11 protein-coding genes and 1 tRNA gene are annotated in these 11317 nt (G+C 66.7%); 4 read left to right on the top strand and 8 right to left on the bottom strand.

Features of this window, described 5'->3' with window-relative positions:
- Window positions 1–157 precede the first annotated feature (157 nt).
- The 6 genes from AC07M9_RS06315 to thyA form a co-directional block, all read right to left on the bottom strand.
- The gene (locus AC07M9_RS06315; protein WP_494882259.1) at window positions 158–742 is read right to left on the bottom strand and encodes a YdeI/OmpD-associated family protein; all 585 of its coding nucleotides are present in this window, start codon (window positions 740–742) and stop codon (window positions 158–160) included.
- Window positions 739–1065 carry an iron chaperone gene (locus AC07M9_RS06310; RefSeq protein WP_494882257.1) on the bottom strand — a complete coding sequence of 109 codons (327 nt, stop codon included), beginning with the start codon at window positions 1063–1065 and terminating at the stop codon, window positions 739–741. Before AC07M9_RS06310 ends, AC07M9_RS06315 begins: the two co-directional genes overlap by 4 nt.
- A gap of 11 nt (window positions 1066–1076) precedes the next feature.
- Window positions 1077–2378: a dihydrolipoamide acetyltransferase family protein gene (locus tag AC07M9_RS06305; protein ID WP_494882255.1), complete on the bottom strand. Its 1302-nt coding sequence runs from the start codon at window positions 2376–2378 to the stop codon at window positions 1077–1079.
- 4 nt (window positions 2379–2382) lie between these two features.
- Window positions 2383–3387 carry an alpha-ketoacid dehydrogenase subunit beta gene (locus AC07M9_RS06300; RefSeq protein ID WP_494883893.1) on the bottom strand — a complete coding sequence of 335 codons (1005 nt, stop codon included), beginning with the start codon at window positions 3385–3387 and terminating at the stop codon, window positions 2383–2385.
- 52 nt (window positions 3388–3439) lie between these two features.
- Entirely contained in the window at window positions 3440–4750 is a 1311-nt protein-coding gene (locus AC07M9_RS06295) for a 3-methyl-2-oxobutanoate dehydrogenase (2-methylpropanoyl-transferring) subunit alpha (protein ID WP_494882253.1), read from the bottom strand.
- Window positions 4751–4844: 94 nt separating this feature from the next.
- Window positions 4845–5810 (bottom strand): thymidylate synthase, encoded by a 966-nt coding sequence (thyA, locus tag AC07M9_RS06290; RefSeq protein WP_494882251.1) that lies wholly within the window; start codon window positions 5808–5810, stop codon window positions 4845–4847.
- Window positions 5811–6090: 280 nt separating this feature from the next.
- On the opposite strand from thyA, the gene AC07M9_RS06285 reads away from it, so the two are divergent.
- Window positions 6091–6167 (top strand) — tRNA-Pro (locus AC07M9_RS06285).
- A gap of 268 nt (window positions 6168–6435) precedes the next feature.
- A complete protein-coding gene (locus AC07M9_RS06280) occupies window positions 6436–7134 on the top strand; it encodes an SGNH/GDSL hydrolase family protein (RefSeq protein WP_494882250.1) in 699 nt (232 codons plus the stop codon).
- Window positions 7135–7262: 128 nt separating this feature from the next.
- Here AC07M9_RS06280 and AC07M9_RS06275 read toward each other — a convergent pair whose 3' ends face one another.
- Together AC07M9_RS06275 and recG are read right to left on the bottom strand one after the other, a co-directional pair.
- A complete protein-coding gene (locus tag AC07M9_RS06275; RefSeq protein WP_494882248.1) occupies window positions 7263–8057 on the bottom strand; it encodes a FadR/GntR family transcriptional regulator in 795 nt (264 codons plus the stop codon).
- A 129-nt stretch (window positions 8058–8186) separates the two neighbouring features.
- Window positions 8187–10244, bottom strand: a complete 2058-nt coding sequence (gene recG, locus AC07M9_RS06270; RefSeq protein WP_494882246.1) for an ATP-dependent DNA helicase RecG — start codon at window positions 10242–10244, stop codon at window positions 8187–8189.
- Window positions 10245–10358: 114 nt separating this feature from the next.
- Here recG and AC07M9_RS06265 point away from each other — a divergent pair, with 114 nt between their 5' ends.
- Window positions 10359–10781: a baeRF12 domain-containing protein gene (locus tag AC07M9_RS06265; RefSeq protein WP_494882244.1), complete on the top strand. Its 423-nt coding sequence runs from the start codon at window positions 10359–10361 to the stop codon at window positions 10779–10781.
- 16 nt (window positions 10782–10797) lie between these two features.
- Window positions 10798–11100, top strand: a complete 303-nt coding sequence (locus AC07M9_RS06260) for an FAD assembly factor SdhE (protein ID WP_494882242.1) — start codon at window positions 10798–10800, stop codon at window positions 11098–11100.
- Window positions 11101–11317: the final 217 nt, after the last annotated feature.

Below are 11317 nucleotides of genomic sequence, written 5' to 3'. Positions count from 1 at the left end.
CGCGTTCTTGCGGTTGCGTCCGCTTGGGAGCGCCGCCACTAGGCCAGCCATCCGGGGCTGTCAACAGCCTTCCCGGAGCCCCGTGGATTTTTTGCGCCGACCGTCTTCGGGTGCCCTGCCGGACTGCAAAAAGAGCCTGACGCAGGGCCGCCGCGCATCAGCAGTTCTCGTACTTCCAGTGGCGCTTCTTGCCTTCTGCCAGCCACTCCACCGACTGCGCCATGCGCTTTTGGCGGGTGGCCTGCGTCTTCGCCTCGGTGATCCATTCGAAGTAGTCGCGGCAGTGCGAGGGAGCGAACCGGTCGAAGGTCTCGCGGGCGGCCGGGGTGCCGCCAAGCAGCGCGGCGAAGTCCTCGGGCATGGGTATCTCGGGCTTGGGCTTGCGGGCGCCGCCGGTCTTCTGCGCCGTGCCCTTCGTCTCGACCCGGTCGCGCGCGGCGCCCAGCTTATCGGCGAGTTCCGGGTCGCCGGGGAGGTCCGTTATCGCGGTGATGCGGCCGAACTGGCCCATCGCGTCGCCCTGTCGCCCGTCGCCGTGAATCACGAAGGTGCAGTGCGCCTTGAACGCGGCCATCCCCGCGACGTTCTTGCCGTTCACGAGGAAGTGCGGCATCCCCCACTTGATTGCCTCTTCGGCGCCGGGCAGCGCGCTGTGGGCGAGGTCTCGCAGGTGCTCGAGGATCGGGCGGGCGAAGTCCGCCGCGTTAGCGATATACTCGTCGATGCGCGCATCTCGGCTCATGGCTTGGTCCCCGCGATTCGGTCGCGGGCATCATGCAGCATCGCGGTCAGTTCCGCATCGGGCGGCATCTGGTCGAACGCGGCGATTTTGACGTAGCGGCTTGCCACGGGATCGCCGTGGATGCCGAGCGAGCAATGCGCCTTGAAGCCGGCGAGCCCGGCAATGTTGCAGCCATCGACGGTGTAGTGCGGGACTTTCCACTTGATCGTCTCGCACCCCTCTGGGAGCGCTCGGTGGATCGCCTCGCGCAGATGTTCGAGCAGGGCACGGACCGGGGGCGCCATGGCGGCGATGTAATCGTCCACGCCCGGATCCCGGTCCATGTCCTGCCTCCTTAGCCCGCGAGGATGAGCGCCGGCGCCTCGATCAGCTTCTTGAGGTCCTGCGCGAAGCTGGCGGCATCCCAGCCATCGACCACGCGGTGGTCGCAGCTCATCGAGATGTTCATGATCTTGCGCTTCTCGATGCGCTCGGCGCCAGTGGCATCCTTCACGAACATCGGCCGCTCGACGATGCGGTTGGGGCCGATGATGGCGACTTCGGGGCGATTGATGACCGGCGTGGTCGCCACCCCGCCCATCGGACCGAGCGAGGTTACGGTGATCGTCGAGCCCGACAGTTCGGACGACTTAGCCGACCCGTCGCGCGCAGCCTGCGCAAGGCGGGTGATCTCGGCGGCCAGTTGCCAGAGGTTGCGGCCCTGGGCATCGCGGATCACCGGCACCATGAGCCCGGCGGGGGTCTGCGCCGCGATGCCCAGGTGCACCGAGCCATGGCGCGTCACCACGCCGGCCTCATCGTCGTAGTGGGCGTTGAGCATAGGATACTTGGGCAGCAGCTTGCAGATCGCGGTGATGAGGAACGGCAGCATCGTCAGCTTGGGCCGGTCTCCCCTGCCCTCGTTGAGCTGCGCGCGGGTCTCCTCGAGCGCCGTGACGTCGAACTCCTCGACATAGGCGAAGTGCGGGATGTTGCGCTTGGAGGCCGCCATGTTCTCGGCGATGCGGCGCCTGAGGCCGATGACGCGCACCTGCTCGTCCGCGCGCTTGCTGCCCGCGGGCTGGAAGCCGCCGCCGGCGTTGTAGGCGAGGAACGCGTCGAGGTCGGCGTGGCGCAGGCGGCCATCCTCGGCGGAGCGCACTTCGGCGAGATCGATGCCGAGGTCCCTGGCCCGCTTGCGGACCGCCGGACTGGCGAGGACCTTGGCGGAAGCTGAAGGCGCTGCGCGGACGTCGACGGGCTCGGGCTCGATCTGAGGCTCAGGCTCGCGCGCCGGTGCCGGGCGGGTCGCAGCCTCGACCCGTTCGACATCCCCGGCATCGGGCGTCTCGACCTCGATCCGCTCCTCGACCGCCGCGGCCTTGGGAGCTTGGGCAGCGCTTTCGTCGCCCACGCCCTCGACCTCGATCACCACCAGCGCCGAGCCGATGGCGACCACGTCGCCTTCCGCGCCCGCCACTTCGACGATGATGCCCGAAACCGGGCTTTCCATCTCGACCGTGGCCTTGTCGGTCATCATGTCGGCAAGGCGGCCGTCTTCCTCGACCCGGTCGCCGACCTTGACGTGCCAGGCGACGATCTCGGCCTCGGCGATGCCTTCGCCGATGTCGGGGAGCGTGAATGTGTAGCGACCCATCGGATCAATCCTTCATCAGACGATCGACCGCCTCGCCGATGCGGACGGGACCGGGGAAATAGGCCCACTCGAGGCTGTGCGGATAAGGCGTATCGAAGCCGGTCACGCGCTCCACCGGCGCTTCGAGGTGGTAGAAGCAGCGCTCCTGCACCAGCGCGGAAAGCTCGGCGCCGAAGCCGGAAGTGCGGGTGGCCTCGTGTATCACCAGGCATTTCCCAGTCTTTTCCACCGACTTTTGCACAGCCTCTATGTCCAGTGGGACAAGCGTGCGCAGGTCGATGATCTCGGCGTCGATGCCCTTTTCGGCCAGCACCGCCTCGGCGACGTGGATCATGGTGCCGTAGGACAGCACGGTCAGCGCCGCGCCCTCGCGCACGATCCGCGCCTTGCCGAGCGGGATCCGGTAGTAGCCTTCCGGCACCTCGCCGCCGGGGTGGCCCTTCCAGGTCCGCGACGGCTTGTCATAGTCGCCGCCGAACGGCCCGTTGTAGATGCGCTTGGGCTCGAAGAAGATGACCGGGTCGTTGTCCTCGATCGCGGCGATCAGCAGGCCCTTGGCGTCGCGCGGCGTGCATGGGATCACCGTCTTCAGGCCGGCGACATGGGTGAACAGCGCTTCCGGGCTCTGGCTATGGGTCTGCCCGCCGAAGATGCCGCCGCCGAACGGCGAGCGCACGGTGATCGGCGCGGTGAACTCTCCCGCCGAGCGATAGCGCATGCGCGCCGCCTCGCTGATGAGCTGGTCGAGGCCGGGGTAGATGTAGTCGGCGAACTGGATCTCGGGCACCGGCCGCAGGCCATAGGCGGCCATGCCCACCGCCGCGCCGATGATGCCGCATTCGTTGATCGGCGAATCGAACACGCGGTTGCGGCCGAACTTCTTCTGCAGGCCCGCCGTGGCGCGGAACACGCCTCCGAAGTAGCCCACGTCCTCACCGAGGATGACGATGTCCGGATCGCGCGCCATCATGATGTCGAGGGCGTCGTTGATCGCCTCGATCATGTTCATCTGCCGGGTCGGAGCCTCGTCAACGTCGTCAGCGAGCCCGACGGAATTGTCCTCATGCATCGCCGCGCTCCTTCCATTCCGGCCACTTGGTCTCGCGCTCGCGGATGGCCTGGTCGGCCTGCTCCTCGAGGTGCCAGGGCAGTTCCTCGAAGACGTCCTCGAACATGGTGTGGAACGGGTGGTGCATGCCGTGGCCCAGCACGCCGTTCTTCTCGGCTTCCTTGGTGGCGGCCTTGACCTGCTCGACCAGTTCGCGGTCCATCGCCTCCTGCTGCTCCTCCGACCATTCGCCGAGCGCGACCAGGTGCTTCTTGAGGCGCATGATCGGATCGCCGAGCGGCCACTCCTCGCGCTCCTGCGCGGAGCGGTAGGCCGAAGGATCGTCCGACGTGGAGTGCCCCTCGGCGCGGTAGGTGAAGTGCTCGATGAGCGTCGGGCCCTGGTTGGCGCGGGCGCGGTCAGCGGCCCACTGCGAGGCGGCGTAGACCGCCAGCGCGTCGTTGCCGTCGACGCGCAGTCCGGCGATGCCGTAGCCGGTGGCGCGCGCCGCGAAAGTCGTGCGCTCCGATCCGGCGAAGCCCGAGAAGCTCGAGATCGCCCACTGGTTGTTGACGATGTTGAGCACGACCGGCGCATTGTAGACGGCGGCGAAAGTCATCGCCGCGTGGAAGTCGCCCTCGGCGCTGGAGCCTTCGCCGACGAAGGCGGTGGCGATGCGGGTGTCGCCCTTGATCGCGCTCGCCATGGCCCAGCCCACCGCCTGCGGCAGCTGGGTCGCGAGGTTGCCCGAGATGGAGAAGAACCCGTAATCCTTGGCCGAGTACATCACCGGCAGCTGGCGCCCCTTCAACGGGTCCGCGCGGTTCGAATAGATCTGGTTGACCATGTCGACGAGCGGATAACCGCGTGAGATCAGGATGCCCTGCTGGCGATAGGTGGGGAACACCATGTCGTCGCCCGCCAGCGCATGGGCGTGAGCTACGGAGATCGCCTCCTCGCCGGTGCACTTCATGTAGAAGCTGGTCTTGCCCTGCCGCTGGCTGCGATAGAGCCGGTCGTCGAAGGCGCGGGTCAGCGCCATCGTGCGCAGCATGCGGCGCAGCGTCTCCGGATCGAGTCCGGGATTCCACGGGCCGACCGCCCGGTCGTCCTCGTCCAGCACGCGGATCATGTCGAGGGTCAGCGGCCAGGTCTCACTGGCCGGGCACGCCTCGTCCGGGCGGGCGAGCTGGCCGGCGGCCGGCACCGGCAGGTGCGAGTAATCGACCACATCCCCGGGCCGGTATTTCGGCTCGGGTACATAGAGTTCCAGCGGCGGCAGATTGCCCCGCGGCTTGCCTTTTCCTGCCGACTGTTCGGCCATTTCCATGCTCTCCCGCCAGTGTGCGGCCGCGAGAACCTTGAGTATCAAAATTCTACGGTAGGATTATAATATTTCAACTCTTGGTAATGTCAAATCAGACCGCAACCGGCGCGGCGATATGCGCCTGGGGGGCATATCCGGTCACTTCGAAGTCGTCGATCCGATAGTCGAACATCGATTCGGGACGCCGCAGGATCGTCATCCGGGCTTCCCCGGAAGGCGCGCGCGCAAGCTGTTCTTCGACCAGCGCCGCATGGTTGAGGTACAGGTGGACATCACCGCCTGTCCAAACGGCTTCACCCGGCTCGAGGTTGCATTGCTGTGCCAGCATGCGCGTCAGCAGCGCCAGCGACCACATGTTGAACGCGAAGCCGAGGCCGAGGTCGCAGCTGCGCTGGTAGAGCAGGCACGACAGCCTGCCGCCTGAAACGTGGAACTGGTAAGTCTTGTGGCACGGCGGCAGCGCCATCGAATCGAGCTCGGCGACGTTCCAGCCCTCGATGATGTGGCGGCGGCTGCCGGGGTTCGCCTTGAGGCTCTCGACCACCTGCGCGACCTGGTTGATGCCGGGGCCGCTCTTGAACAGGCCCTCGCCCGCCGGCTCGTAGGTCGGCCAGTCCACCCATTGCTTGCCGTAGACCGGGCCGAGGTCACCCCACTGCGCCGCGAAGGCCTCGTCGGCGACGATCCTGGCGGAGAAGGCCTTGCGTTCGATCGCCTCGCCGGTCTCACGGCGGTAGCGGTCGAGCGGCCAGTCGGTCCAGATCTCCACGCCCTGCGCACAGAGCTTGCGGATGTTGGTGTCGCCGGTGAGGAACCACAGCATCTCGCGCGTCGCGGTCTTCCAGTAGACGCGCTTGGTGGTGAGCAGCGGCATCGCCCCGCCGGAAAGGTCGAAGCGGATCGTCTCCCCCAGCAGCGAGCGGGTACCGACCCCGGTGCGGTCCGAGCGCTCGTCGCCTTCAGTCCATATCCGGCGCATGAGATCGAGGTACTGGTGTTCCCAGTGCGGTTTCACGGCGGTTGGGACGTGTTCGGTGCGAAAAGCGGTCGTGGTCATATGCAAAACCTACCTGCGCGAACGATTCATGGGAAGACGATGTCCCGCGTCGTCCCCGGCCCGGCCCAGGACCGCCGGCAAGGCGCGCTCCTGTCTCGACGCTAACCCGTCGCTAAGTGGCTGCTAATGACGCGCTGTGTGCAGCGATATACCGGCATTCGTACAATTCCGCGCATTCCCGCCCCCCTCAAACAATTTCCACAAAGCCCCCTTGCCACCCCCGGAGTCGCCCTATATAGGCGCGCTCCTGCCCCGGGCGGTCTTCGGATCGCCCTCCGGTCGGGGAATAGCTCAGCCTGGTAGAGCACTGTCTTCGGGAGGCAGGGGCCGGAGGTTCGAATCCTCTTTCCCCGACCATTTTCACCCTCGGGTGAAGCACAAAAACCCAGCGGAAACGCTGGGTTTTTTGCTGTCCGGGGCATTAATTCCATCGCTTCATGGACAGGGGCTCACGGTTCAAACGAACCTGCGGTTTTCCCGCGGCCGCGGCGGTCGGGAGGTACTGGGACACCTTCCCCCCGCCGCGCTTCCGCTTTATGCAGCCGGAGTTCTCGCCTGCTAACTAACCGTCAAGGCCAGTCTGATAGAACGGAACGGGAATGATCACGGCAATCGGAATTAAGACTTGAAAAACCGCGCAGTTGCCGTGTCCATAGTAGCCGCAGGTATTCTTTTTCTCGGCGCATTTCTCACGCTTAAAGCTGTCCACCGCCATGGATTTCTGGCGGGCCGCGACGTCCAGAGAGCGTGGGATGCGCCCCACGCGTACAAGGAGGCGAGGGGAGCCCTGCTGACATTGAAGGCAACGAGTCTTCCGCCTGGAGGCGTCGTGATACTGGGGGACAGCATCGTCGATCTTCAGATCATCCCAAGCGCCTGCGGCCTGCCTGTGCTGAACGCCGGCATCGGGGGAGCGAAGGTAAAGGCCGTTCTCGAGCATGCGCGTCAGATCGTGGCGGCAGCAAACCCCTCCATCGTCGTACTTGCTGTCGGCGTGAACGACACGGCGAAGTGGCAAACGACATCCATCAAGGAATGGCGAACGCAGTATCGCCAGCTTATTGACGCTGTCGCGCCTGCAAAGCTTGTGATCGTCGGCGTGCCACCGATCGAGCCGGGGAAGACTTTCAGCGCCAATTACCACCCGTCGTTGCAGGCGCCGTTCAATGAGGAACTCCGCAAGCTCGCGATGGCGTCGAGAGCCAGCTTCGTTCCGCCCCAGGTTTCGGCTCATGGGATGACCTTGGACGGCGTCCATCTGAACGCCGAAGGACGTCGGCGCTGGATATCTGCCGTCGAGGCGAGTTGCCCGCGGTCGAGATGAGCGATCGCAGGGTCCTGGATCTTATTCCATGACCGTACCGGGCGCCGCACTCGAGCACGAATGCGCCGTGTGATACCAGCTGCCACGTCTTCTTGAGGCCTGGGCCGGCGAAGGCCTCCCTGGTCGCTTCAGCGTATGTTTTCGGTGGAATAACGCGAGCGGATCTCCGCCACCCGTGCCCGCGCATCGGCGACCGCGCGCTCCTCCAGCGCCATCAGCACATGATTGATCGAGCCCTCGAGGTGCATCCGCACCGCTGCCCTCGCCCGCACCGCATCGTGGGCCTTCAGCGCGGCGAGGATCTCGACATGCTGCTCCAGGCTGTAGCGATAGTTGTAGTGCCGCGCCTCCTCCAGCATCCTGCGGCACTCGGGCGAGCGCGAGCGCATGTCCCACAGGTCGCGCACACCGCGCTCCACCGCGACATTGCGCGTCGCCTTGGCCATCGTGAGGTGGAACAGCGTGAGTGCCGCCTGCCAGTCCTCGAACGTACCGTCCGCGCGCCGCATGTCGGCGACGGCCTGGTCGAGGAGTTCAAGTTCCTCGTCGGCGATGTTCACCGCCGCGAGCGACGCGGCTTCACCCTCGAAGATCAGGCGGGCCTGTGCCAGCTCGATCGGCGTCACCTCCGAGGCATCGATCGCCGCCGGTTCGTCCTCGGGCAGGCGCAGCACATAGGCGCCCGAGCCGAGCTTGACCTCGACGATGCCCATCACCTCCATCGCCAGCAGCGCCTCGCGCACGATCGGACGGCTGACGCCCATCTGCACAGCGAGTTCGCGCTCCGCCGGCATCCGCGCGCCGACGGGATAGCGCCCTGCCCGCACCTCATCCATCAGCTGCGCGGCGACCCGGCGATAGAGCCTCGGCGCATGCGATTCGTCCTGCCCGGCGCCCTCGGTCGCCACCCGTTCCCGGTTCAATGCCACTCTCCCTGCGGTCTGACCGATTTATGATCTTATGTGGCGCGTTTCGTATCATTCACGAGGCCACCAGCGCAAGTGCGCCATCACCACTGGTCAAACCGCATTGCCGAAATCCAGCAAGGGCGTTCAGCCCGAGCGGAGCAGCTGGACGCCCCAGTCCCGCTCGAACAGGTAAAGCAGCAGGCGCGCTGCCTCGCCCCTTGGGCCCGCCAGCCCGCCGTCGCGCTCGATCAGCAGGCGCGCGTCGTCGTGGGCGAGTGGCAGGAGCTTGGTGATCTGCTCGAGGCTGGCGATACGGAACGGCGTGTCGCCAGACTGCCGGGTGCCGAGCAGTTCGCCGCCGCCGCGCAGCAGCAGGTCCTCCTCCGCAAGCCGGAAGCCGTCCTGAGTCTCGCGCATCAGCGCCAGCCGCTGGCGGGCGGTTTCGGAAAGCTGGCCGCCGCGCAGCAGCAGACAGGTGGATTTCTCGGCCCCGCGCCCGACCCGCCCGCGCAGCTGGTGCAGCTGGGCGAGGCCGAAGCGCTCGGCCTGTTCGATCACCATCAGCGTGGCGTTGGGGACATCGACGCCGACCTCGATCACCGTCGTCGCCACCAGCAGGCTCGCCTGCCCCTGCGCGAATCGCTCCATTGCCGCGTCCTTCGCCTCGGGACGCAGCTGCCCGTGGACCAGCGCTACGGTATCCCCGAAGCGCTCCTTCAGCGCCGCATAGCGCGCCTCGGCGGCGGCAAGGTCCTCGTTCTCGTTCTCGTTGACCATCGGGCAGACCCAGTAGGCCTGCTGGCCGGTCGCGATGTGCCGGGCAAGTGCGCCGGCGACATCGTCCATCCGCTCCACGGCGACCACGCGGGTATCGATCGCCTGGCGCCCCGGCGGCAGCTCGTCGAGCTTGGACACTTCCATCTCGCCGTACTGCGCCAGGGTCAGCGTGCGCGGGATCGGCGTCGCGGTCATCGCCAACGTGTGCGGCACGCGGCGGCCCTTGCGGGTCAGCATCAGTCGCTGGCCGACGCCGAAGCGGTGCTGCTCGTCGATCACCACCAGCGCGAGATTGCGGTAGGCGACGCTGTCCTGGAAGATCGCGTGGGTGCCGACGACGAGCTGGATCGAGCCGTCGAGCAGCCCCATCAGGATCGCCTCGCGCGCCTTGCCCTTGTCGCGCCCGGTCAGGAGCGCGATCTCGACCCCGGTGCCCTGGAGCATCCGCGACAGCGTATCGTAATGCTGGCGGGCAAGGATTTCGGTCGGCGCGAGCAGCGCGCCCTGCGCCCCCGCCTCCACTGCGATCAGCAGCGAGGACAGCGCCACCACCGTCTTGCCGGAGCCGACGTCCCCCTGCAGCAGCCGCAGCATCGGCGAGGCCTGCGCGAGGTCGCCCTCGATCTCGGCGATCGAGCGGACCTGCGCCCCGGTCAGCGCGAAGGGCAGGCGCAGCTTCGCCCGCAGCGATCCGTCGCCGGCCAGCGGCGTCCCCCGCTGCGCGCGGTTGCTCTCGCGCACCAGCATCAGCGCCAGCGCGTTGGCGTAGAGTTCGTCGTAGGCCAGCCGGTCGCGCGCCGGCGCATGGACGCCGCGATGCACTTCTGCCAGTGCCTCGCGCCACGCCGGCCAGCCCATCTTGGCCATCAGGCCCGGCTCGATCCATTCCGGCAGTTCGGGCAGTCCCTTGAGCGCCTGTCCGACCAGCGAGATCACGCGGCCCTGCGTCAGCCCCTCGGACAGCGGATAGACCGGCTCGCACAGCTTGCCGACAGGTGAGGACGAATCTTCCGAAACATGCTCGGGATGCACGATCTGGAGCATCTGGCCGTACTGGTCGATCCGCCCGGCAACCCAGCGCAGTTCGCCCACCGGCAGCTGCTTCTTCGCCGAGTACGAGGCGCGGCCGAAGTAGGTCAGCGTGCAGACGTTGCCCGCCGCATCCTCGGCCAGCACGCGGAACGGGCCGCGTCCGCTGGGCGAGCGGTGTTCGCGCGGGGTGAGCGCGACGATGACGTTCTCGCCCACGCTCGCCTCGTCGAGGTCGGCGATGGCCCGGCGCTCCACGAAGCGGTCGGGCAGGTGATAGGCGAGGTCGCGGATACGGGTAAGCCCCAGCTTTTCCAGCGGCTTGCGCAGCTTGGGGCCGACGCCTTCGAGCGCCTCGACTTCGACGAACAGGGAATTGAGTGCTTCGGGCCGCATTACCTTCGCCTCTTAGCGCGAGTGCGCACCGTTTCGCCAGACACGGCGGCGCTTCGCCGGAACCGAGTTGCCCACAGCTCCGTTGGCCTCAGGCATGCAATGAAGGAGAAGCCCATGCTCTTGCCGCACGGAACCGTGTTCGCGATCGTCGACGGAGAGAACTTCGAACTCTATCGCAACTCCGGCATCGAGGCCGAGCCCCGGCTCACCTCGGTGGATGTGCCGGACCTGGAGGCCACCAATTTCAGCGCGGGCTCGCGCCGCCTGGACGGACCCACCCGCCATTCCGCGCGCACCGGCGACGGGAGCAACGATGCGCTCGACGAGAGCGCGCATGTCGCGGCGGTGGCGGGCTGGCTGAACCAGCAGGTCCTCTCCCGCGACATCGAGCAACTCGTCGTCGTGGCCGATCCCCGCTCGCTGGGTGAGATGCGCCGCCATTACCACAAGCAGCTCAGGGACGTGCTGGTCGCCGAAGTGCCCAAGAACCTTTCGGGCAGGCCGGCGCAGGAGATCATACGCGTCCTGCACGGCTGATCGCCAGGTGTTGCCCATGACCGCGCCGCGCTGTAACGGCGCGGTCATGACCGAGCTTTCCCCGCGCCTCGCCCGCCTCAAGTTCCGCGCCTGGCATCGCGGCACGCGCGAGGCCGACTACATGATCGGCTGCTTCTTCGACCGCTTCCACGCCGAATGGTCCGAGGAGGACATCGTCCTGTTCGAGCGCATGATCGACGAGGAAGACGTCGACATCATGGGCTGGGCGCTGGGCACCCTCAGCATCCCCGAGGAATATCGCGGACCGCTGATCGAGCGCATGATGAAGCTCGACTACGTGGTGATCCCAAGGGACTGACCGGCAGCGGACCTGTCCATCCCTGCAAGGCGACAGGTTTACACAGTTTACACGGTCCAGAGGCAAAACTCCGCGTTTTGGCCCTAGAACTGTCGCCTTGTGCGGCAAAAGTGTCGCCTTGCGTCTGCAAATGTCGGTTTGCAGGGTTACACCTGTCGCCTTGTGCGCTGAAAGTGTCGCCTTGCGGCCTGAAAAGTGTCGCCTTGCACCGCGCATC

The organism is Novosphingobium sp. GW821-FHT09E05 (genome assembly GCF_059416165.1).
The sequence above is the reverse complement of the archived record's forward strand: the minus strand, read 5'-3'. Positions and strand labels throughout refer to the sequence as shown.

Coding starts and splice junctions, on each gene's coding strand:
- AC07M9_RS06265 (WP_494882244.1), top strand. CDS start 10,359: ATGCTCTTGCCGCACGGAACCGTGTTCGCGATCGTCGACGGAGAGAAC.
- thyA (WP_494882251.1), bottom strand. CDS start 5,810: ATGACCACGACCGCTTTTCGCACCGAACACGTCCCAACCGCCGTGAAA.
- AC07M9_RS06305 (WP_494882255.1), bottom strand. CDS start 2,378: ATGGGTCGCTACACATTCACGCTCCCCGACATCGGCGAAGGCATCGCC.
- recG (WP_494882246.1), bottom strand. CDS start 10,244: ATGCGGCCCGAAGCACTCAATTCCCTGTTCGTCGAAGTCGAGGCGCTC.
- AC07M9_RS06310 (WP_494882257.1), bottom strand. CDS start 1,065: ATGGACCGGGATCCGGGCGTGGACGATTACATCGCCGCCATGGCGCCC.
- AC07M9_RS06300 (WP_494883893.1), bottom strand. CDS start 3,387: ATGAACATGATCGAGGCGATCAACGACGCCCTCGACATCATGATGGCG.
- AC07M9_RS06260 (WP_494882242.1), top strand. CDS start 10,798: ATGACCGCGCCGCGCTGTAACGGCGCGGTCATGACCGAGCTTTCCCCG.
- AC07M9_RS06315 (WP_494882259.1), bottom strand. CDS start 742: ATGAGCCGAGATGCGCGCATCGACGAGTATATCGCTAACGCGGCGGAC.
- AC07M9_RS06295 (WP_494882253.1), bottom strand. CDS start 4,750: ATGGCCGAACAGTCGGCAGGAAAAGGCAAGCCGCGGGGCAATCTGCCG.